Below are 20,645 nucleotides of genomic sequence, written 5' to 3'. Positions count from 1 at the left end.
ATTTCCGCAACTGGAATTTCCGCAGGCAACAGCCCCGCAGACTCAAGAAATGCACAAGAGAACAACATTGCGGACATTTCTGATAGAATAAGAATGGCGCCCAATAATCTGCCAGAATGCCGGGCGCCACTCTTAGAAGAAATTAACTAAACCCTCCAGAGAGGATCTTCATGCCTAACGACAACCATCGCTTTACAGCGGAATCTATTACCGTGAACTACAACAACTATAGCCCGGACCAGGGCAGGGAGGCAATCGGAAGTTTTCAATCTTCTGACGCATCCACCTGCGCTCCTGGCGCCAGCGGCCAGAACTCCGTTGCTGCGGAGGGGGATCGGCCCGCAGTCGGGGACGAGGGCGGGCGGGGGTTCTACCGGGACCTCTTCATCTTCCTGCTCGTCGTTGCGATCGGGCTCGGTGTCGTCCTCTTCCTTAGTCAGTCCCTGGTGACGACCCTTCTCCTGCTGATCGCCGGTCTCGCTGGCGCTTGGGCGACGATCCACAAGAAGGAGTGAGCCGAGCGGCGGGGCGTGGTGGCGGATCACCTGATCTGCCACCACACCCCGCCGCGGATCTCCATGCCGGTCAGGCACCTTCACCGGCAGCCATAAATAAAGTTCACCACTTATCCACTGGTCGCCTTCGGGGTTTCAATTGGGCGACCCCGTTAAAGGCCGCATTTGGGCTTCGAGGGCAATGTGGTCGATGAGTCCCCGTACGCGAAGTTCTCCGTACGTGGCCGAAGTAGACCGCGCCACGGACATGTTCATACCCGCATAAGCCAGGTTTTGGGGTCATTCATTCTGTCCGTTTGTCCGCCCTGGATGAGGCTCACCACCACCTGTCGATTCCTGGAGCAGGCTCGTACCCGCGATCGGTGCGGGTCTGCTCCCCTCTCTTCTCTCACTCAACGTGATCGCTGCCCGTGACCTGTCCGCGCCACAGGGCGCAGTGAGATTCGAGAGATCCAGACACCAGCAGCGGCCTGGGTGGCTACCGTCAGACCATGGGTCTTGACGATGCGATCAGCAAGGCGAGGCGAGCGCAGGAGGCGCTGGACGAGTCGAAGCGGCAGGAGGAGGCCCGGCAGCAGCGCGATCAGCAACGGCTGAACCAGCTGCTGGTAGACGCAGCCCAACGCCTGCTGCCCCACCGTGGCGAGACGTTCCACCGGATGCGGCGCTCGCCGACCGGAACATTCATCGGCCAGGACAGGCAGCGCTACCAGCACGTTTCTAGTCACTGGTGCTGGGTGATCAAGGAACTGACGACCAACCCGACAGCCTGGAATCACCCCGTGATGCTGCTCATGATGGAGGGCACTACCCCGCACGCAGTCCGAGTCGAACTCAACATTCGAGCCGCGAAGGCCGGCCAGTACGTGAGTTCGCTGCCTCTGACCCCGGTGGGGCCTGGTGACTACGCAGACCGTGGCTTCACCACGCTCTTCTTCGGCGGATGGATCGACGAGTTGGAGAAGGATCTCGGCGCTGCGATCGTGCGCTACGAGCGAGGCACGTGACGAGCCAAGTCGATCGGTAGAACAAATGGCTGGGCTGCTGTCAGCGTCACAGCGCGAGGGCGTGCCGGTAGACGGTCCGCAGCCTGGCGCGGAGGGTGGCGTCGGTGATGGTCTGCAGGGCGGTCTCGTGGTCGCCGGTGACGATGCGAAGCTGGGCGCGCTGACGGTCGAGGTAGGCGGTCAGGAAGGTGTTGGTCTCGCCGCTGGTGGTGGGCAGGACGGCGGCGACGTAGAGGGCGACCAGGGAGAACGACCAGCAGCCGTGGAGGAATCCGTAGGCGGGCCGGTGGGTCTTCTTCCAGGGCGAGTAGAAGGTCTGGGTGTTGTCGATCTCGCAGCCGGTGGCGGTGAGGGCGTCGTTGAGCCAGTTGTGGCCGGCCTCGTGGACGAGGTCGCGGGCGTGGACGACGTCCAGGCGCCGAGCGGGCCTGCCGCAGCGCCCACGCTGTCCTCACCACCGACTCGAAGAATCTCTGGTCCCTGGTCAACGAGGACGCTCTGCGGGTCGGTCTCCTGGCGGCAGCGGTCCTGTCCGGCGCCGGTGCGCAGCGGCCCGGGACTGTCGACGGACCGGTGCCCGGGCGGTGAGCTCCGTCTTGCTGGTCAATGGCCGGCCCGTGTCGCGCCCGCGAGCGGGCGCCCTGGGGGTGTGTTGCACCGTGCCGTCCTGGTCGGCCGCGGCCCGGCCCCGTGGGCGGGCTGCGGCGCCGCCGGGCGGCTGTTTGCCGGCAACTCGGGGCGGTGGTCGGCGGCTCTCTCTGCCTCAGGTGTCCCCGGTCCGGCCGGACACCGCCCCGGCATCCACAGCTTTCCTGTTGGCGCTGCCGGATCCTGGACGGCTGCCCCTGTGCCCGGTCTATCGCTTTCCAGTTGCTTCAGGTCGGCGATATCCTCGGCCCGCGAGCGGCCGCTGACCCGGGCCCCTTGCCCCACCAACGGTCCATCGCAACCCGGCACGTGGCTATCGGGTCTGTGGAAGGGGACCGCTATGGCGCGCCGGACCGAGGAGCACGACAAGGACGACCGGCTGGAGCCGGGCACCGAGGTCTCTCGGGAGCTTTGGCTGCTATCCGGCAACGAGTGTGCCTTCCCGCAGTGCGGCCGGCGCCTGCTCAACGAGCACGACGACTGGCAGGGCGAGATCGCCCACATCCACGGGGTCAAGCCCGCCTCGGCCCGCTACAACCCGGCGATGAGCGCCGAGGACAAGCGGGCCGTGGAGAACCTGCTGCTGATGTGCCCCACCCACCACGGCGAGGTCGACGGCAAGATCGGGCGCAGCGCCTACCCGGTGGAGGCGATGCAGACGATGAAGCGCGACCCACGAGAGGCGATTTCGGCGCGTGCTCACACGGGTCGAGCAGGAGATCGGCGACTTGACCGCGGCGAACGTCGTCATCCCGTGCACCACCCTGGCAGCCATCCTTCCGTCCGGTTGGACACGGGATGACGTCGAGTTCTTCGTTCCGAAGGTCAACGAGCTGGCCAAGATCGTGGGTCGTCTCACCCGGCCGGCACGCCAACTGCTCACCTGGCTTGTCGAGCAGGACTGCCCCGTGGGACACGCCGAGGTCGCCGACCGCATGGGGCAGTCCCGCCGGCGCATCGTGGAACTCGTCGATCAGCTGTCCCGGTTCCACCTCGCGGCCATCGATCAGAACGAGTGGTCTCACCCGCTCGAGTTGTTGACCGCGGGGTACGGGGACGACGCGCCCAAGCTGTTCGAGGACTGGCCGCGCTTCTGGGACGATCTGCGCGACCACATGGCCAGCCGCACCGACGCCGGCCTGAACGACGTGATCATAGAGCTGGACTTCTCACTCCTCGACCATCCCCGCGGTCCCGGCACCGGTACCCGCTGACCGCCGCCGCCACGACCGAGTGCAGCGCCTGCGGGCAGTATGCGCTTACATATCCCGTTTGATATGAACCACCGACCCAAGGCCGGTCCGGCGCGGCAGGATCGTGGTCCGCAGTGCCGGCGCGGCAACAGAGGGGTGGAGCATCGCGGAAGGCACCGGCGGTCTTGTGGCGGGCGACCCGTGACCGCTGGTGGTCCGGGTGATCGGCGGCCGGATCAACCCCTGGCCCTCCGGTGGCTGAGTCGTCCCGCAGGGCAGCCGCACGCGGCGCGCCCGGTGGATCAGGCTTCCGGCGCGGGGGCCACGCCGTAGCGGTCGAAGAGCTCCGCGAAGAACCGCTTCAGGAGCGGGCGGGCGCGGTGTTCGTCGCTCAGCTCGGTGGAGCCGAAGCGGAAGACTTCGTGGCCCCTGAGCTTGAGTTCCCGGTCAGCGGCGACTGTCTGGGCGTAGGCCTCGGCGCCGGCGTAGTGGTGGCGGCCGTCCTCTTCCAGGACGGGTGGCGTTGGTGGGCGAGGCCGGAGTCGAACCGGCACAGCCGAAGCGGGGGCTTTACAGGCCCTTGAGCTCTCCAGTGCTCAGCTCGCCCTTGGCGGAGGAAGTGGGGGTCGAACCCACACGAGTGCTCGCGCACCCAGGCGGTTTTCGAGACCGAGGCCGGCGCCACCTGTCGGCCGGCTCCTCCATGAACCGCTCTTGTGTCGTGCGGGGAGTGCGCGGATCGAACGCGCGGGTGTGACCCCGACAACGGCTTGTGCCAAGCCGCTGCCTTACCACTCGGCCAACCCTGCGGGTGCTGCGCTGCCGGACGAGGATTCGAACCCCGAACCTCCTGAACCAAAGTCAGGCGTGCTGCCAGTTGCACCATCCGGCACTACGAGGCGGCATGCAAAAGGGCCGCCCGTACGGGGACCGCTCCCCGGGGCGGCCCGGCCTTGTGGCCGGTCAGCGCACTACGAGGACGTCCCGCGGATCCGGGAAATCGACGAGGAGCGCTGATACGAGAAGCCGGTGAGGATGTTCATCGCCGCGCCCCCTTTCCTGGTCGTCGTGCGCGATGTGTCCACTGTGACGCACGGCCGCGGGGTGGGACAACCGCATTTGTGCCGCCCTCGACGCCGGCGCCCGGGGCGGCCGGTGGTCTTGCGGTCCGTGCTGGGCGCGCACCACGATGGGGGTTTCGTTGCGTGAGAGGAGATTGACGATGGGTGACGAGAACAAGGGCGGGCCGCAGGACGGCGGTGGCGGCGCCCACGCCAAGCCGGGTGGTCCGCAGATCGGGCCCAAGCCCAGTCCGGACGGTCAGAACCCCGCGCCGGACCCCCAGCACAAGAAGTGAGCGCCGACCTCGGGGCGAGGGCTCGGCGGGCGCTCGCCGACCGGCTCGCGGGCGCGGGTGTGCTGGACGCCGGGTGGCGCGCGGCGTTCGAGGCCGTCCCCCGGCACGCCTTCCTGCCGGGTGTGTACTGGGAGTTCGTCGACGGCAGCGCGGTGCCGCGCGACCGCGACGCGGATCCGGACGAGTGGCTCGCCGGCGCCTACCGGGACACCCCGGCCATCACGCAGTGGGACGACGGTGACGAGGCGGCCGGACGGCGGGACTTCACATCGAGTCTGAGCATGCCGACGATGGTGGCGCTGATGCTTCGTGACCTCGATGTCGAGGACGGCCACCGGGTCAGGGAGGTCGGCACCGGACCGGGCTTCAACGCCGCTCTGCTGGCGAACCGGCTCGGCGCGGACCACGTGGTGAGCGTGGAGATCGACAAGACGGTCGCCGACCTCGCGCGGGCGAACCTGGCAGCGGTCGGCGTAGGCGGGGTGCGGGTCCTGGTCGGGGACGGTGCCGATGCCGCGGTCGGCGACGGCGAGCGGGTCGACCGGTTGATCGCCACCTGTTCGAGCCTGGTCACCGACGTCCCCGCCGCCTGGCTCGGCCAGAGCGCGCCCGGCGGGCTGATCGTGGCCCCGACTGCGACGCTGTTCGGCGGCGGCGCCCTCGCCCGACTCCAGGTCGCCGACAACGGCCGGAGCGCGAGCGGGCGGTTCACCGGCTCCTCGGACTTCATGCGCATGCGCCAGCAGCGCTACCAGGCGCCACCCGTCGACGCCTACCTGCCCGGGGACTGGCCCGGCGACGCCCGGCCGTCGGTCACCGGCCTGGACCCCGAGGCCATCGGGGCGTCCTGGCTCGCCCAATTCGCCATCGGCTGCCGCCTGCCGGACGTCTACTACCGGCGCGCCCCGTACCAGGAGACGGTGACCTGGTGGTTCTTCGACACCGCCGTCACCTCCTGGGCGACCGTCGACTCCATGCCCGGCGCCGGCGAGTACCACGTCCGCCAAAGCGGGCCCAGACGCCTGTGGGACGAGATCCACACCACCTGGACCACCTGGCAGCAGGCCGGACAACCCGGCTACGAGCGGTTCGGGCTCACCATGACCAGCACCGGCGGGCACACGGTGTGGCTCGACGACCCGCACCACCACTGGAGCCCACCCACAAGCTGACCCCGGCACGGCGCAGCGGTTCCCCGGCTCCTGCCTGCGGGACGGCTGGGGCTCGGCAGGACGATAGCGGGTCCGGTGCTGAGGTCGCCGGGCGGTTGCCAGGCCAGGAGGCTCATTCGGTGGCTGCGAGTGGCCCGCGATCGTCGGCAGTGCGGCATCTGCGGTCCGGGGGTTCGGCAAATGGATCAGGGTGCAGCGGGTGGTTGCCCGGCGGTGCCCCGGAGGCGGGCCATCGCGATGGCGAGTTCGTCGGGCGTCAGGACACCGGAGTCGGCGAGGTGCTCGAGTTTGCCCAGCTCGCCGGCGAGCGAGCCGCTGGTGGATGTCGCGGTGGTGGGAGCGGGGCGGTGGAGGTTCGCGATCGCCTCCTCGACGGCCGCGCGCAGCTCTTCGAACATGGGTGCCTGGTTCTTCGTGACGATCACACTGTTCCCGTCCCTGACCCCACTCGAGGTCTGGATGCCGAACCCGGAGCGCCGCTCAGCCCGACTCCTGCTCCAGCTGCGGATAGCCGATCTCGGAGATGCCCTGGGCCACGTCGTGATCGCGGCCGAGGGAGCGGTCAGTCGCTGTCGAGTCGTCGGAAGATCCCGGAGAACTCGTCTGTTTCGATCAGTCCGGCGATCACCTGGGTCATGTTGTCGATACCGGGGTCTCGGACGATCAGGCCGTCCGAGACCCAGAAGAAGCGGCCGCCGAGAGCCTCATCGCTTCCTGCCCACGTCTCCATCAAGCGTTCAACTTCGGCGACCGTGAAGACAGTCGCGCTCCACCGAGAACCGTCCTTGAGGTCCACGAAGACATCGACGTTGCACACCGAGTCCAAATCCTCGTCTGAGCTGGGCAGAAACGATGCCTCGAAGACGTCCGTGCGAACCCGGTACCACGGCCCGTCCCAACGTCGTTCGACCGATCTGGGCATTGCGTTACGACTCATCGTGTGAGTGTCTCGGGCTAGTCTGGCGATCTCAACCAAGATCCTCAGCCGTGCTCCCGCCCGCGACACAGCTGGGGACGTTCATCCGTACGTGGCTGGGGAGCTGTGTCTGGTCGAGGTACTTGTCACCGGGCGCGACCGGTGACCTGCACCTTCGCCTCGCCTTGGTCGCGCCATCTGTCACCAGTTGGCCGAGATGGTTGTCACCTGCGCCGATTGGTCGCGCTTGTCGTCATCACCCGAGATGGAGAACCCGCTGCTCGAAAGTGGGTGCCCGCGCGGGGGGCGCAGCTCTCGGTCTGCGGTGACAGTCAGCGCGACCAGGTGACGACTATCGCGACCAATCACAGGAGCTGAGGTCGTACGCCGACACCCAGTTCCAAAATACGTGGCCAGATTCCAATTATCGTGTCCCGGCTCACTGACCAGGAACAACGCCAGGCGCTCAACTGGCCAACTCGACCGCTACTGGCCAAGTGAAGCGCTTAGTCACAGGTCGCCGATCTGCTCCCAGGTGGTGGCGAGATCAATAGGAAACGTCGATCGCCTGAATTCCGGTGAATTCCACTTCTAGGAGGTTCGCGGCGCGTGATCCGCTGTTCTGGAAATACACCTCCTGGAACGCTTCGGCCATGATCTCGCGCATCTTTTGGTCGCTGGCGCCCTCGTCCTGGGCGGCGAAGAGACGCTCGGCCCACTGTGGGGGGAGATGGACGGTCAGGTGGCGCAGCCGGGCCTCGTCGGTGGTGCCGATGGGGGCGGTGTAGCCGAAGTACGCCCACACCTCGACCGTGATGCCGGTGTTGGTGGCGGCCTTCTTGCGGGCCCGGCGGCGGACGCCGGGTTGCCACACCTTCTGCAGTTCGCGGTGTAGGGCCTCTCGCAGCGCGGCGCGGGGGTGCTTGCGCTCGCCCTTGAGGTAGCGGCGCACGGTGTTTGGGTCGATGCCCAGGCGGTGCGCGACGGCTTTCTTGTCGCCTTTGGCGGCCCGCACGAGGGCCCGCATCTGGGCCTGTGCGGACTTCGGCGGGGCCTGGGTGAAGTGCTCGGGCGCCGCCCGGTCGATGGCGTCGGTGATCTCCTCCACTGTCTGCTCCTACTTCCCGTCGACGGCGTTGGCGTCGTAGCCCTTGATGTGGCGGGCCGGGTTGATGGGCTGGTCGCGTTCGAGCCAGTCGACGACGGTCAGCATCTGCTGGACGCCCTCGACCTTCGCCAGGCCGGGGGTGGCACCGAGGCGGAACGTGCCCGGCAGCACCCGGCCGGCGCCGGTGAGCGGCAGGAAGTCCAGCGGGCTGGGGCCCGGGGAGGCGTAGACGACGCAGTCGTTGTTCACCCCGAGCGGGTACCGGCCGTTCGCCTTCGCCACGTTCGCCATCTTGCGGTGCATGTTCACCCGGGCCTTGGCGATGACCGCCGCCCGGATGTCCGGGCGCCAGGTCGGCCGCTCCAGCGCCGACCACGGCTCGCCGGGCTTGTAGGTGACGCCCTGGGGGCGCTCGCGCAGCTTGCCGAGCCCGAACTTCACCGTCGACTTCACCGCCGAGAGCACCATGGCGATCTGGTGGTGCCGCCACCCGGCGGCGGTGAGCTGGTCGTCGCTCATCTGCGCCAGGTGCCCCAGGCCCTCGGCGGCCAGCGCGGTGCGCAGCGCTTCGAGTTGGGTGCCCGAGCTCTTGAGGACGCGGTGGGCGGTCATCGCGGCGAGGAAGGCCCGCTCGTCGGTGTCTTTCTCGGTGGGGATTCCGGCCTCGGCCATGGTGGTCACGTAGGCCTCGCGCAGTCGGTCGTGCCACGGGTCCAGGTAGGCGCCGGCGCTCTCGCGCAGGTACGCCTCGACGGGGTGGACCTGCGCGCCGAGCTCCACCGCGTACGCGACGGTGGGGGTGGCGTACCAGGCCGGGCCGGTCGGCGGCTTGCCGGTCGGGGTGAACGGGCTGGGCAGGCGCGGGTCGGTCGGGACGTGGGACAGGTCGACGAACCAGCTCCCCGGGATCTTCTTGTCGAACACCGGGTCGGCCACCCGGACAGGGCCGGACAGGCCGACGGAGAGGCGGGCGGCGGCGGCGAGGTAGGCGGTGTTGATGTCGATGCCCACAGCGAACGGCTGGACCATCTCCGCCTCGGAGAGCGTCTGGACCGGCCGGGTCCACTGGTACGACTCCTCGTCCAGGAACCCGCCCGTCCAGCCCTGAGCGGCCGGGTGCTCCAGCGGAACCTCCGGCGGCGCCGCCTCGTAGACGTCGGTCAGCGCCCCCGGGTTGGGCCCGGACACCCAGCCACCGGTGGCCTCGTCGCGCACCGCCCTCGTCGGCGGGCGCAGCGCGGTCATCAGTTCCAGGCCGCAGGTGGCGGTGGAGCCGCGCGGGGTGATGACCCGCTGGGCGTAGATGCCCAGCACGCGGGCCAGGTCCGGTGCCGGCAAGTCGGCAGCCGCGCCCCAGGCGCGGGTGTCCAGGGCCCGCCAAGGCAGGACCGCCAGTTGCACGCACTGGCGGCGGCCGTCCTTGACCGGCTTGTAGATACGCGCCCACGGGCCGAAGCCGCGGCGGGTGAGCTGCCACTTCGAGCGGGCCAGCGCCTTGACCACCTTGTGGTCTTCCGGGAGCCGCTGGGAGCGGCGGGTCGCCGGGTCGTCGTCCAGCGTGGCCGGCAGCCCGAACTTCTCGACCGCCTCGGCGGTCAGCACGATCAACGGGTCGCCGTCGCGGCCGTTGCGGTGCAACCGGGCCGTGCCCAGGCCGGACTCGCCCAGCGCCCAGGTGACCAGCTGCGCCAGCGTGGTCGCCGGGCACTCCAGCACCAGGCCACCGACCCCGTACGCGATCCCGTCGCCGTCCAGGACCGCGAGCGGCCCGTTGGGGTACTGACCGTCGAAGTACGGGGCCGGCCGCGCGGCACGGCGCAGCGGCTGCGGCTGCGGCTGCGATTGCCCGGCCCGCACCGGCTTCCTCGCGGCAGTGGTGCGGGAAGGCTGGTCGTCGTCCGGCTCCACCGGTTCCTGCGAGGCTTCCTCAGCCGTCTCCTGCGCGTCGGCGACGGGTGCCGGCTCCGGCTGGACCTGCGGCGCCACGGCCGGGGCGGGCCTCGCGGGGATGGCGGTCGGCGCCTGCTCAGCCGTCGCAGCCGTCGGGGCGAAGGAAGGTGGCACCTGCTCGACCGTCGAGGTGGCCGGGGCGGAGGTCGGGGCAGGGTGCTTCGCCGCCCAGCCGTCCAGCAGCCGCACATACGCCTCCAGGCGCGGCGCCTTCGGCGTGGAGCGGCCGTTCTCGTAGTTCTTCACCGTCTGCACCGTCGACTGCAGCGCCTTCGCCAGCTGCGCCTGGGTCACCCCGGCAGCCTCGCGCAGGCGCGCCCGCTCCGCCGGCTCCGGCAGTTGCGGGCGCGGCTCGACACCGGCCAGCAGCGCATCCACCGCCGCGAACAGCTCGTCCTGCGTAGGCATGTTGAAGCCTCACCTCCAGAACCCAAACGTAACACACCATTATCCACTTTCGTTAGCTTTTCCATTAGCCCTCCATGTTTAACCCTTGATGATAATGATTTTCATCCTGGTGGCTTGGTGCGCAGCCCCTCCCCCTTTGGGATCTTGTCGAATCGGTGCCCGCTCTCAGTTGGCTAGATGCCTCTGCGCTGCATGGGGGTGAGCTTCCCGGAGCGGGACCGGTGATCTCGTGACGCGCTTTCAGCCGGTGGTCCCTACGGCAGGGCACGGTGCTGGACCGTCGACAGCTTGCTCTGCGGCCACGCTCCGGTCAGGCCCGGCACCCGGTGGCGCACCACTCCGGTGCTGCGTTGGAAGCGTTCAGCGGGGGCGGGCGGTACGGGAGGTCAGGACGGCTCGCAACCGCTCGCGTAGGCGCGGCAGTGAGTCCCTGGCGCCCAGGAGAGTGAGGAATTCTGTGGTTTCCCAGACGGTAAGCGCACCGTTGCGGGCGTGGTACCAGCCGAGTCGCTCGATGCGGTAGTCGTCGTTGTAATCCAGGAGCAAGTATCCGGCCAGCTGGTGGATGTCCTTTCCGGGAAGCTTGTCCGGGGTGAGGGTCGCCTTGACGTCGACGAGGGTGCGATCCGCGATCCAGTCGGCGTCGGCGCCGGCGACATCCGCACTGCCGGCGAAGGTCGGGGCCAGGACGACCAGATCCGGGGTAATGGCCGCGCGCAAAGCCTCCAGTCCTCCGTGGCGGGACCGCTCCACCATCGCGGCGATGTCCCGAGCCTCATGGTCGGGCACGGCCCGCAGCAGGGTCTCCAGGGTGAGGGAGCCGTCGGCCTGCGCCAGCGCAGTGGACGGCCAGACCTGCCCCGTGCGGAAGACCTCTTCGAACAGTGCCGTGACATAGGCGAGGCGGGCGAGGCGCTCCTCCGTCTCCCTCGCACGAATGACGGGCAGGGAACGGTCGTCGAGCCGTTCACGGACGATCAGCTCGTCGATCGTATCGAGCAGCTCAGCGCCGACACGCTCCAGGACCGGGGCGTACTCGCCGGCCATCGAGATCCCAGCGTCCACGGATCGGCCTCGCAGTTGGACCGCCCGCAGCGACCAGCGCAGACGATGGTCGATCGCCGCCCCCAGTGTGCCCCACCGGGCCTCGGCCTGCGGCTCGGGCCGCTGCGTCGGCAGCACGTGCGAGCGGGTCGCCCGGTAGGAGGCCCTCAGGGCTCGCAGGGCAGGCAGCTCGTTGTCGAAGAAGACCCGCAGGGCGGATGTCTTGTCGTCGAGAAGTCGGGTCAGGCTCACAGTAGGTTCTCTTTCCGAGCAAAGGCAGCGACGATCAGGGCCGCGAAGAACGCGGCGATTCAGCGGACGTGCCGCGGGGCCCAAAGTGGCACCCCGCGCTCTGAAGGAGGTAGGGCAGCGCCGCGGCCCGGCAGGCAACCCTCACCACACAGAGGGCCTCAGCAGCGCTCGGCCTTTGCCCAGTCACCCGCCGAACTCCTCAGCCTCCGCGGCCGCCGGCCCCTGCGCATCGAGCTTGAGCAGTCGCGAGGCAATCGCCCCCTCGTTGCGGCCGAAGCCCTCGGCCAGATCACCCAACGACACGCCCTGGGCGCAGCGGTCGAGGAGGTCTTCTTCCTCCTCGGCCGTCCAGCGCTTGTACGCGTTGGGATGCGCGCGCCGCTTCTCCTCGACCGTGTAGGACTTTTCGGCCTCGGGCTGCGCGGGGACAGGCCGCGGGGCGGGGACCAGGTCTTCGGGGAAGGGCGCCAGGCTCAGGTCGGCGAGCTTCCAGCGGATCGACTTCTCGGAGCGTCCGAGCTGCTGCGCGATGTCGGCCGGGTCCCTCCCCTCGTAGTGCAGGTCAGCCAGTCGGCTCTCCTCCTCACCGCCCCAGAGTTCCCCGGTACGAGGTGGCCGGTGAGGAGCACGTGGGCCGCTCCGAGCGGCTTCCCGGCCGTGCGCGCCATCCGTACCCGTGGCGCCCGTCAGCAGGCGGACGATCAGCGGGATGTCGACGGAGAGGACGTCCCCTCGCAGCTCCGTGACCACCTCGCCGCTCGCATCGCAGCCGACGATGCCCACCCGTCCCCGGCCGGGAGTGTCCGAGTCATACGACAGCTCGTATCGGCGTGCACCATCCGGGGTATGCGCGGTGATGATCCGTCGGGTCGTCTCCGCAAGCATCCACTGCTGCGCCGGCCGGGGCCCCTCCCCCGGTGTCCGGCCGGCAGCCACATCATCCGTTCCTGCGTCAACGTTTGCAGACATCGATCGGTAATCCTTTCCACCCAATGCGCTGGCACGGTCCGCTCGAAGCAGCGCGAGACCCCGGGCCGCGCCGTACCGCGGTTCGCCGAATGCACGGGCAAGCACTGATAGTCCGTCAGGCATGCTGCAGTGATGGCGATTTGCCTACCACCCAATCCCTTGCGGCCCCGACGATACCAACGGGGCAGACGAACGACACCGGAAGCGACGAACCTCCGAAAACATGGACGCGACGCTGTCACAGGCCCCTGCTACGCTCGGCACACCGCCACCCTGCGGACCACGACGCACAGGAAACCGGCAGGGACCCATTCCCAGGGCTTCCACAACGCGGCACCAGCCCCGCCAGCCCCGCCCGAGGGACAGATCGCACGCCAAAAAGCACCCGGCACGGTGAACTCCCCACTACGCAGAGACCGTAGGCGCGCACCGACCACAGCAAACAAGCCAAAGGACAGCAAGAGACACCGGGAGTGTCCGATCAACGGCTCTGTCCCGTAATCGGTGGTAGCGCTGTGTAGTGGTCACTGGAGGAGGATGCGGTGGCGGAGCAGGGGGAACGCGGCTCGGCCGTGCATCTGTCTCATGATCCGTTTGGTTCGCGTGTTGACGCCCTCGGTGCGGCCGTTGTGGAACGGGAGGGTGAGGCCGGCGTCGACGGCGGCCCGGTCGAGTTCGAGGCCGTTCGTGAAGGAGCGCAGGTGGGGCAGGTCGACGGAGCGAACCGAGATGATCCAATCGGTGAACTTGGCGTCGTTGCCCTCGGCCGGCATCAACAGTTGCGCGAACTCCTGGGTAAGACGCGCGAGTTCGGTCATCTCCGGGCAGGCCTCGGTGAGTTTGCGCAGCAGAGTGGTGTCCTTGTTTCTCAGGTTCTCGGGGCGGCTGAGGAGGAGGCGGGCGAAGCGCTGCGGGGTGGTGACCGGTCTGTCGCCCTCGGCGCGGCCCTGGGTGATGTAGCGGACCAGGAGGTTGGCGCTGCCGGTGTAGCCCAGTTCCTTGATCTCGCGCAGGAGGTGGTGACCGGCACCGCGGGGAGTCCGGCCCGACGCCTGCGCAGGTGGTCGCGGTAGGGGTCGACGAGCGTGGGCTTGTAGAGGGGTGTGCGCCGGTCGCCGGTGGGCTCCTTCATGCGGGCGTACCGCTTGACGGTGTTCAGAGCGACGTCGAGGCGGCGGGCGCATTCGAGTAGCCCGACGCCCTGGCTGAGCAGATTGTGGACTCGCTGCCAGCGATCGAGGGTGGTCTGCTCGCGTACGCCCCCGGGCCGGGTGGGGTTCACGGCGGTGGCCCAGCAGGCGGCGTGGGAGCGGACCTCGGCCAGGACCTTGCCGCACAGGTTGCTCCACAAGTGCCACCTGTCGCTGACCTGCACGGCTTCGGGGAGGGCCTGGCGGACCGCTTCACCGTAAGAGGCGGAGCCATCGCGGCAGACGTACTCGGCCCCGGGGTGCTCGCGAAGCCACGCGGCCAGGGTGTGAGTGGTGCGGTCGGGCAGGACGTCGATCCGCTCGCCGGTCTCGGCGTCGATGATCACGGTCGCGTAGCGATGCCGGCGCTTGAGGGCGAAGTCATCGATGCCGAGCACACGCGGCATTCGCAGCGGCGGCGCCGCTCTGCGCATGAGCATGCGTAGAGCGGTCGAGCGGGAGATCGCGCAAGCCAGCACACGGGAGAGGCGGGCGCCCGCCCGGCCCGCTAACTCCTTGACCACGAAGCCGAGCTGGTCGGCCAGGCGGTTGGTGCGACGCTGATAGCGCTCCACGACGCCGGGAACCTGCTCGCGGAAAGTCTGCCGCGGGCAGCCGAGCACCGGACAAACCAGACGCCTGACCCGCACCAGCACCACGACCCGCCGTCCGTCCACCGGCACGTCCGCGACCACCCGTCCGTGGAAGCCGTGCACCCGCCCCGTCGCCTGCCCGCAGGCCGGGCACGGCACCGGATTCTCCCGGGTCCGGGCCGACACCCGGATGACCCCGCCCTCGTCCGTCACGCACTCTACGACGAGGGCCGACAGTCCCGAAAACACCACACCCACAAGCTCGTTGACATCGTGCACACCATGCCAACGACGGCAGTGACACTTCGTTACCACCGATTACGGGACAGAGCCGTTCTTTTTACAGACCCACGGTCGGTACCGCGGCAGGCTGCCGGCCGCCGAACGCCCGAGCGGCACAACGGCACGGACCCCTGGCAACCATGGGCCGAATCCCTGGACGACGCTGAAATGGACACAGGCATGGACATGGACGACTTCGGTGACGAGGGGCCCAAAACCGGCTTCCCCCTCTACAACGCCCGCCTGGAGGCCGAACAGTGGTGAGGCGCAGCACGAGCGACACCGCACCGGACGCATCCGGGAACCGTGGGACGGCCAGGCCGGGCAGGACCGGGCAGAGCGCCGCAGGGCCGGGCACGTCCGCTGCGCGCGGGTCCGGCGGGCTGTCGCACGGGGAGCCTGCGGCGTTCGCGCTCCCGTGGGCGGGCCGCGGGGCGCAAGCCGGTCAGGAGGAGGACTGGGCGTACGGCTGCTCGACCTGGGACGGCTTCCAGCGGTTCGTCGACACACCCGTGCCCGCGCCGCCCGCCCCGGGCGCGCCGCCGCGCAGTGTGGAGGACAAGCTCGCCTATCACTCCAGGTTCGTCACCGTGCAGACCCCCGCCATCGACAAGGTCACGCGCACCGTGCGCACCCTGGTGGTCCTGGGGCGCCACCAGGACACCACTGCCCGGCCCTCGCTGATCGTCACCGGGGCCGCCGCGTGCGGCAAGACCACCGCCATCCTGCACATCGGGCGCGTCTGCCACCTCGCCGCACACGCCCGGGCCGGCGCCGACGCGAGCAGGGACACCGTGCCGGTCGCGTACATCCTGGTGCCGCCGGGAGCGACCGCCAAGACCCTCGCCGCCGAGTTCGCCCGCTACCTCGGCATCCCCACCACCTCCCGGATGACAGGCCCAGATCACCACCGCCGTCTGCCACACCTACGCCGCCGCCCGGGTGCGCCTGGTCCTCATCGACGAGATCCACCGCCTCAACCCCCGCACCAGCACCGGCGCGGTCGCCACCGACCTCCTGAAAGACCTGACCGAACGCATCCGGGCGACGTTCCTCTACGCCGGCATCGACGTCACCGAGACCCCGCTGTTCACCGGCGTACGCGGACAGCAACTCGCCACCCGCGCCAGCCTCATCGACACCGGCGCACTGCCGCTTCGCCACGGCACCCGCGAACCGTTCCGCGACCTGGCCGCCGCCATGGACAACGCCCTCGACCTCGACCACCACCGCCCCGGCACACTGCCCCGCCTCGCCGGCTACCTCCACGCCCGCACCGGCGGCAGGATCGGCAGCCGCTCCCGCCTGATCCGCCCAGCCGCCATCACCACGCTCCTGGACGGCACCGAACGCATCACTCGCGCCGTCCTGGAGGACATCGACCTCGACCACCTCGCCGAAGAGCACTACCGCCCCCGCGGCACACCCCGCTCCCCCGGAGAGAAACCGGGCGGGCGCAGATGACGCTGCGTCTGCCGATCCTCCTCTACACGCCGCCGGTCACCGCCGGCTGCCTGCGGGTACGGCCGCTGCAACGGGAGTCGACCTCCTCCTACCTCACCCGCGTCGCACGCGCCTACGAACAGGGCCTGTCTCAGCTTCTGTAGGGCCTCGCCATCGCTGTCGACGCGCAGGGAAAGGGCCTCACCTCTGCGCAGGGCGGCGAGCTGCACCCCAACCGCGCCGCCCAGGTACGCATCGCCGCCCACGCCCGCATACCCCACGCCCATCTCGCCCGGGCGCTGCCACGCTGGGAACCCGTCGCCAGCACCCGCCCGGCCCGACCAGGCAGCGGTCACGCCCTCTCCCACATCACCTGGCAGCGCGACACGGCGCAGCGCCAGGCCACAGCCGCATGCCGCTCCTGTGTCCTGCGCCGCACCCACGGCGCCAGCCGCACCGCCTGGACCTACACACCGACTCATCAGCGGCTGTGCTCCCGGCATCACACCTGGAGCACCGGCCCCGACCCCGGACAGTCCCTCGACGTAGCGGCCCTGCCCGACCTGGCAGACGCGCAGCGCTCCCACCAGCGACTGCTGTTGCACGCCGACGTATCCACCGCCTGGACCTGGGCGCTGGCCGTAACCACCCGCTGGTACGACCACCAGCAACACCTCAACCGGCGCTGGCACCGGCGCGCCACCGCCCTGGAGCGGGCCAACCCTGACCTGGCACCCACCCGCGGCTCCTGGGCACTCCTCGCCCGGCCCGCCGTCACCTACCCCGAAACCGTCACCCTCGCCCGCGTGCTCACCCAGCACCCCGCACTCACCACCCCCGACAACCACAACAGCGGCACCCTCCGCCACACCCACCCCGCCCACACCGCGTTCCTCCAGCACACCGCCACCCGGCTCGGCCTCCCCCGCCTGGACCCGTCCGACGACGACCCCCTGTGGACATGGATCCACCACCACACCCCATGACCAGGCCCAGCCCACCAGCCCAGCACCCACCGGCTTCTCCGCCCTGGGGACCCAGCCACAGCATCCCCGTGCAGAAACCAAGAATGACCTGAGCCTTTCTGCGTCTGGTCGCGCGCAGCTACCATGGCGTTCTTGGCCGTTAGGGGGACGGGTGCGATTCGAGCAGCGGATGTACGCCCGCGTGAAGTTCCTTGAGTTGATGGCCGATCTCTACGAGTCAGCCTTCGAGGACTTCTTCCACCGAGTCATGGTGACGCGCCATCCCAACTTCCTCGACGTGCGGACCCACGGCAGGCTCGGCGACCAGGGAGCGGACGGGCTCACTCTCAGCAGCCGTAAGCTCTACGCGTGCTACGCCCCGCAGACCGTGGATGTATCCGCAGTCAGGGCGAAGTTCACCAAGGACCTGGCCAGCGCGATACGTCAGCGCAACGGCCAGTTCGACACCTTCGTGTTCGTCCACAACGATCGGCGAGGGGTCCACCCCGAAATCACGACCATGCTCTCCGTTGCAGACACGAATCACCCGGATCTGGCGTTCGAGCAGATGGGGACGCGCAGCATCTGGCAGGAGTGCATGGGCCTGGAGCTGGAGCAGGCCGAAGACGTCCTGGGCTGCGAGATCCCGGTGAAGCCCAGCGTGTACGGGGTCGGTATGGACGACCTGAAGCCCCTGCTGCAGCACCTCAAGGGGCTACGGACCGAAGCGGACCCACTCATGGATCTGCCTCAGGTGCACGAGGAGAAGCTCGCCTTCAATCTGCTCCAAGGCGACTCGCGAGAAGACCTGCTGCGCGGCATGCGCCACACCCACCTGGTCGAGGCCTTCTACGCCGGGGGTATCCGAGCGCTGGAGCACGACGAGGTCGCTCGCGGGTTCCGCATCTTCTACGAGCAGGTCCGTAAGCAGTATCCGGATCCCGACGACGTGCTGTGGCAGTTGGAGATGTACGTCCTGGGCAACGAGCGCCAGCGGCTGCCAGTGCACAGAGCAGCGTGGGCGGTCCTGGCGCACTTCTTCTTCCGCTGCGACATCTTCGAGGCACCTCCCAGTGACTGGGCCCCGGCCCCGTTGGTAGGAGTGCGACCGTGATCACACCCACCAAGGGCATCGCTCCTGACCGCTGCCTGCTGGCGGTCGGCGCCCAGGTCCTGCTGCAGTTGGACGAGCCGCGGACCGTGAGCCAGGCCTGGGCACGGCTGAAGGCCTGGCGCCGAGAGCACCACCACTACTCCCCGGTATCGTTCGGCTGGTTCGTCCTGGCCCTGGACGTCCTCCACGGGATCGGTGCGGTCGAACTGCACGAGGACCTGCTTGTCGCAAGGAGTGCAGATGCTGCGTCGCCTGAGCGCTGACGACGCCCGGTTCAAGGAGATCAGCTTCCGCGGCGGCCTGAACCTGCTGCTCGCCGACAAGACCGATACCTCCGCGTCCACTGACAGCCGCAACAGCGCCGGCAAGTCCAGCATGGTCGAACTGGTGCATTTCCTGCTCGGTGCTCGTGGCGACTCCCGCAACCCCTTCACCAAGCGGGCTCTCAAGCAGATCACCTTCGGCTTGGACCTGGACTGGCCCGGCGCCCGCGGGGTCCTTGAGGTACGCCGCAGCGGCGCACGGCCTGCTTTCGTGACCCTGTGGCCCGACGTGACCTCTCCCGATCCGGACTCACTGTTCGACCTCAGGTCGCAGGGCCCCGTGGAGGTGCCGATCGAACAGTGGAACCACCTGATCGAGCACCGGCTGTTCGGACTGCGCGGAGACCATCCCGGTGTCAGCGGCCGAACCCTGCTGTCCTACCTCGCACGCCGGGTCTCGGCCCACGGCTTCAACGAAGCCGGACGCACCTTCGCCCGCCAGTCCGCCACCGACGCCACCACGAACCTGGCCTACCTTCTTGGCCTGGACTGGCAGCTCGCAGACGGATACCGGCAGCTCGCCGCTCGCGACGCCACCCGCAAACAGCTACGCAAGGCGGTCAATGACCCGGTCTGGGGACAAATCGTCGGCTCGACCGCCGACCTGCGTGGCCAAATCGCTCTCGCCGAGGCCCAGGTGAGGCGACTTCAGGCCCAGGTCAACGCCTTCCAGGTCGTCCCGGAGTACGAGCACCTCAAGGACCAGGCCGACGAGCTCTCCCGCCGTATCAAGCAGCTTTCCCAGGACGACACCATCGAGCAGTCCAACCTCGAGGAACTGCAGCAGGCCGTCACCGAGACAGCGGACGTCGACACCCAGTACCTGCAGCCCGTCTACGAAGAGCTGGGAATCGTCCTCGGCGACCAGGTCCGCCGCCGCTTCCAGGAAGTCGAGGCGTTCCACCACTCCATCGTGCGCAACCGCCGCCGCTTCCTCGACGAAGAAATCAGCGAACTGACCGCCCGCCTGGCCGAACGCCGCAGCGAACGCGCACGCCTGGGCGAGCAGCAGGCACAGCTGCTGCGTCAGCTCGACGAAGGCGGCGCCCTGGAAGCGCTGACCTCCCTCCAGCAGGCCCTCGCCCGCGAACAAGCGGCCCTGGGTGCCCTGCGCCACCGCTACGACGCCGCCCAGACCCTGGAAGCCAGCTCACGCCAGATCACCGCCAAACGCATCGAACTGCAGCAGGCCGTCGAAACCGACATCGACGAACGCGCCCAGCAGACCAGCGAAGCGACCCTGCTGTTCTCCCGCTTCGCCCAAGCCCTCTACGGACCCCGCGAAGCCTTCCTGGCCATCCACGCCGGACGCGAGAGCCTGACCATCACCCCACGCATCGACAGCGACGACAGTCGCGGCATCGGCAACATGGTCATCTTCTGCTTCGACCTGACCCTGGCCGTCCTGGCCCACCGCCACGGACACGGGCCCGACTTCCTGATCCACGACAGCCACCTCTACGACGGCGTCGACGACCGCCAACTCAAAGCAGCCCTCGAACTCGCCGCGACCGTCACCGCCGAAGAGAACATGCAGTACATCGTCACCCTCAACACCGACGACCTCGCCAAAGCCACCAACCGCGGCTTCAACGCCGGCCCCTACATCCTCGACACCGTCCTGACCGACGCCCCTACCGGCGGACTCTTCGGCTTCCGCTACTGACCAACCCCCGGCACCGGTCAGCCCGCCCGGAATCGGCCGCCCGCTCCCTCGCGCCAGCAGAGCAGCGCCTGAGAGTCTCCCCGCGACGGCCCGCCAGCAGGGCCTCCACGCCGACGACCTACGGGCCCATCAGTACAACCGCAACACAACGAAGATCATCCAATGCAGTCGCTTGTTCTCCGCGGAACTGCGAGACCCGCAGGTCAAAGACAACACGGACACCAGCAGCACCGCCAGCCGATGACACTTGAATAACCGGTCAGCCGCTACCACGCCCAACAAGCCTCTCAACCAACCCGCAAGACGCGCCCAAAAATCAAGATCAAAAGTCAGAACCAGCAGCAGCCCATAGCCACCCGGTCCTCCAAATCCTCCTGGTCCTCGCGCGCGGGCGGCCTGCGGCCGCGGTGGGGTGCCCGGCCTGGCGGCTGGAGCGGTGGGTGGTCGGGGGCCGGGGGGGGGGGGGGGGAGGGGAGAGGGGGGGGGGGGGGGGGGGGGGGAACAACCAGGGGGGGGGGAGGGGGGAGGAG

The 20,645-nt window shown here is 68.9% G+C and carries 20 protein-coding genes, 4 tRNA genes and 2 pseudogenes; 13 read left to right on the top strand and 13 right to left on the bottom strand.

All coding sequences use genetic code 11. The annotated features are described in order from the left end of the window. Positions 1–170: 170 nt before the first annotated feature. The gene (locus ACZ4UX_RS15460) at positions 171–515 is read left to right on the top strand and encodes a hypothetical protein (protein ID WP_465706993.1); all 345 of its coding nucleotides are present in this window, start codon (positions 171–173) and stop codon (positions 513–515) included. A 491-nt stretch (positions 516–1,006) separates the two neighbouring features. Further along, complete coding sequence (locus ACZ4UX_RS15455; protein ID WP_465706992.1) at positions 1,007–1,522, top strand: hypothetical protein; 516 nt, start codon at positions 1,007–1,009, stop codon at positions 1,520–1,522. Between the two features lie 46 nt (positions 1,523–1,568). Here ACZ4UX_RS15455 and ACZ4UX_RS15450 read toward each other — a convergent pair whose 3' ends face one another. Beyond that, complete coding sequence (locus tag ACZ4UX_RS15450; RefSeq protein WP_465707021.1) at positions 1,569–1,937, bottom strand: aKG-HExxH-type peptide beta-hydroxylase; 369 nt, start codon at positions 1,935–1,937, stop codon at positions 1,569–1,571. A gap of 573 nt (positions 1,938–2,510) precedes the next feature. Between ACZ4UX_RS15450 and ACZ4UX_RS15445 the strand changes: the two genes are divergently transcribed. After that, positions 2,511–2,972, top strand: coding sequence for a hypothetical protein (locus tag ACZ4UX_RS15445; protein WP_465706991.1), 462 nt, complete (start codon positions 2,511–2,513; stop codon positions 2,970–2,972). Further along, positions 2,899–3,384, top strand: a complete 486-nt coding sequence (locus tag ACZ4UX_RS15440) for a hypothetical protein (protein ID WP_465706990.1) — start codon at positions 2,899–2,901, stop codon at positions 3,382–3,384. The genes ACZ4UX_RS15445 and ACZ4UX_RS15440 overlap by 74 nt, the downstream gene beginning before the upstream one ends. Before the next feature lie 281 nt (positions 3,385–3,665). Here ACZ4UX_RS15440 and ACZ4UX_RS15435 read toward each other — a convergent pair whose 3' ends face one another. The 5 genes from ACZ4UX_RS15435 to ACZ4UX_RS15415 form a co-directional block, all read right to left on the bottom strand. Then, a complete protein-coding gene (locus ACZ4UX_RS15435) occupies positions 3,666–3,917 on the bottom strand; it encodes a hypothetical protein (RefSeq protein WP_465706989.1) in 252 nt (83 codons plus the stop codon). Next, positions 3,888–3,970, bottom strand: a tRNA-Tyr gene (locus tag ACZ4UX_RS15430). Before ACZ4UX_RS15430 ends, ACZ4UX_RS15435 begins: the two co-directional genes overlap by 30 nt. A gap of 1 nt (position 3,971) precedes the next feature. Next, positions 3,972–4,066 (bottom strand) — tRNA-Ser (locus ACZ4UX_RS15425). 21 nt (positions 4,067–4,087) lie between these two features. Further along, positions 4,088–4,169: transfer RNA gene (locus ACZ4UX_RS15420), tRNA-Ala, on the bottom strand. Between the two features lie 13 nt (positions 4,170–4,182). Then, positions 4,183–4,255 (bottom strand) — tRNA-Gln (locus tag ACZ4UX_RS15415). Between the two features lie 330 nt (positions 4,256–4,585). Between ACZ4UX_RS15415 and ACZ4UX_RS15410 the strand changes: the two genes are divergently transcribed. Further along, a complete protein-coding gene (locus ACZ4UX_RS15410) occupies positions 4,586–4,720 on the top strand; it encodes a hypothetical protein (RefSeq protein WP_465706988.1) in 135 nt (44 codons plus the stop codon). Further along, entirely contained in the window at positions 4,717–5,892 is a 1,176-nt protein-coding gene (locus ACZ4UX_RS15405; RefSeq protein ID WP_465706987.1) for a methyltransferase domain-containing protein, read from the top strand. Before ACZ4UX_RS15410 ends, ACZ4UX_RS15405 begins: the two co-directional genes overlap by 4 nt. 185 nt (positions 5,893–6,077) lie before the next feature. Here the strand turns inward: ACZ4UX_RS15405 and ACZ4UX_RS15400 are convergent, their stop codons facing one another. The 7 genes and pseudogenes from ACZ4UX_RS15400 to ACZ4UX_RS15370 all read right to left on the bottom strand — a co-directional run bounded on the left by ACZ4UX_RS15400 (position 6,078) and on the right by ACZ4UX_RS15370 (position 14,601). Further along, entirely contained in the window at positions 6,078–6,317 is a 240-nt protein-coding gene (locus tag ACZ4UX_RS15400; RefSeq protein ID WP_465706986.1) for a hypothetical protein, read from the bottom strand. 137 nt (positions 6,318–6,454) lie between these two features. Next, positions 6,455–6,829 (bottom strand): hypothetical protein, encoded by a 375-nt coding sequence (locus ACZ4UX_RS15395; protein ID WP_465706985.1) that lies wholly within the window; start codon positions 6,827–6,829, stop codon positions 6,455–6,457. A 526-nt stretch (positions 6,830–7,355) separates the two neighbouring features. Further along, positions 7,356–7,916 carry a telomere-protecting terminal protein Tpg gene (gene tpg / locus ACZ4UX_RS15390; RefSeq protein ID WP_465706984.1) on the bottom strand — a complete coding sequence of 187 codons (561 nt, stop codon included), beginning with the start codon at positions 7,914–7,916 and terminating at the stop codon, positions 7,356–7,358. Between the two features lie 9 nt (positions 7,917–7,925). Then, the gene (gene tap / locus ACZ4UX_RS15385; RefSeq protein ID WP_465706983.1) at positions 7,926–10,274 is read right to left on the bottom strand and encodes a telomere-associated protein Tap; all 2,349 of its coding nucleotides are present in this window, start codon (positions 10,272–10,274) and stop codon (positions 7,926–7,928) included. Positions 10,275–10,634: 360 nt separating this feature from the next. Continuing rightward, positions 10,635–11,570 (bottom strand): hypothetical protein, encoded by a 936-nt coding sequence (locus ACZ4UX_RS15380; RefSeq protein WP_465706982.1) that lies wholly within the window; start codon positions 11,568–11,570, stop codon positions 10,635–10,637. Between the two features lie 183 nt (positions 11,571–11,753). Next, a complete protein-coding gene (locus ACZ4UX_RS15375) occupies positions 11,754–12,539 on the bottom strand; it encodes a hypothetical protein (RefSeq protein ID WP_465706981.1) in 786 nt (261 codons plus the stop codon). A gap of 524 nt (positions 12,540–13,063) precedes the next feature. After that, positions 13,064–14,601 (bottom strand): annotated as a pseudogene (locus ACZ4UX_RS15370) (ISL3 family transposase). A 515-nt stretch (positions 14,602–15,116) separates the two neighbouring features. On the opposite strand from ACZ4UX_RS15370, the pseudogene ACZ4UX_RS15365 reads away from it, so the two are divergent. From ACZ4UX_RS15365 to ACZ4UX_RS15335, 7 genes and pseudogenes are all read left to right on the top strand, one after another. Continuing rightward, positions 15,117–15,452 (top strand): annotated as a pseudogene (locus tag ACZ4UX_RS15365) (TniB family NTP-binding protein); the annotation flags it as partial. Between the two features lie 94 nt (positions 15,453–15,546). Continuing rightward, positions 15,547–16,068, top strand: coding sequence for an ATP/GTP-binding protein (locus ACZ4UX_RS15360; protein WP_465706980.1), 522 nt, complete (start codon positions 15,547–15,549; stop codon positions 16,066–16,068). Next, the gene (locus tag ACZ4UX_RS15355; RefSeq protein ID WP_465707023.1) at positions 16,065–16,211 is read left to right on the top strand and encodes a hypothetical protein; all 147 of its coding nucleotides are present in this window, start codon (positions 16,065–16,067) and stop codon (positions 16,209–16,211) included. Before ACZ4UX_RS15360 ends, ACZ4UX_RS15355 begins: the two co-directional genes overlap by 4 nt. A 435-nt stretch (positions 16,212–16,646) precedes the next feature. Then, on the top strand, positions 16,647–17,033 hold the full coding sequence (locus tag ACZ4UX_RS15350; protein WP_465706979.1) for a hypothetical protein: 387 nt from the start codon (positions 16,647–16,649) through the stop codon (positions 17,031–17,033). Positions 17,034–17,184: 151 nt separating this feature from the next. Beyond that, entirely contained in the window at positions 17,185–18,126 is a 942-nt protein-coding gene (locus ACZ4UX_RS15345) for an ABC-three component system protein (RefSeq protein ID WP_465706978.1), read from the top strand. Next, positions 18,123–18,389: an ABC-three component system middle component 6 gene (locus tag ACZ4UX_RS15340; protein ID WP_465706977.1), complete on the top strand. Its 267-nt coding sequence runs from the start codon at positions 18,123–18,125 to the stop codon at positions 18,387–18,389. The genes ACZ4UX_RS15345 and ACZ4UX_RS15340 overlap by 4 nt, the downstream gene beginning before the upstream one ends. Then, positions 18,367–20,115, top strand: a complete 1,749-nt coding sequence (locus ACZ4UX_RS15335; protein WP_465706976.1) for an ABC-three component system protein — start codon at positions 18,367–18,369, stop codon at positions 20,113–20,115. Before ACZ4UX_RS15340 ends, ACZ4UX_RS15335 begins: the two co-directional genes overlap by 23 nt. The last annotated feature ends 530 nt before the right edge of the window (positions 20,116–20,645 follow it).

Source organism: Kitasatospora sp. NPDC028961 (assembly GCF_055564815.1).
Note: the sequence above shows the minus strand (reverse complement) of the source record. Positions and strands in the feature narration are given on the sequence as shown.

Excerpts from the sequence above, each read along its gene's own strand:
- ACZ4UX_RS15460 (WP_465706993.1), top strand. The coding sequence starts at position 171 with ATGCCTAACGACAACCATCGCTTTACAGCGGAATCTATTACCGTGAAC.
- ACZ4UX_RS15455 (WP_465706992.1), top strand. The coding sequence starts at position 1,007 with ATGGGTCTTGACGATGCGATCAGCAAGGCGAGGCGAGCGCAGGAGGCG.
- ACZ4UX_RS15445 (WP_465706991.1), top strand. The coding sequence starts at position 2,511 with ATGGCGCGCCGGACCGAGGAGCACGACAAGGACGACCGGCTGGAGCCG.
- ACZ4UX_RS15410 (WP_465706988.1), top strand. The coding sequence starts at position 4,586 with ATGGGTGACGAGAACAAGGGCGGGCCGCAGGACGGCGGTGGCGGCGCC.
- ACZ4UX_RS15395 (WP_465706985.1), bottom strand. The coding sequence starts at position 6,829 with ATGAGTCGTAACGCAATGCCCAGATCGGTCGAACGACGTTGGGACGGG.
- tap (WP_465706983.1), bottom strand. The coding sequence starts at position 10,274 with ATGCCTACGCAGGACGAGCTGTTCGCGGCGGTGGATGCGCTGCTGGCC.
- ACZ4UX_RS15375 (WP_465706981.1), bottom strand. The coding sequence starts at position 12,539 with ATGTCTGCAAACGTTGACGCAGGAACGGATGATGTGGCTGCCGGCCGG.
- ACZ4UX_RS15355 (WP_465707023.1), top strand. The coding sequence starts at position 16,065 with ATGACGCTGCGTCTGCCGATCCTCCTCTACACGCCGCCGGTCACCGCC.
- ACZ4UX_RS15335 (WP_465706976.1), top strand. The coding sequence starts at position 18,367 with ATGCTGCGTCGCCTGAGCGCTGACGACGCCCGGTTCAAGGAGATCAGC.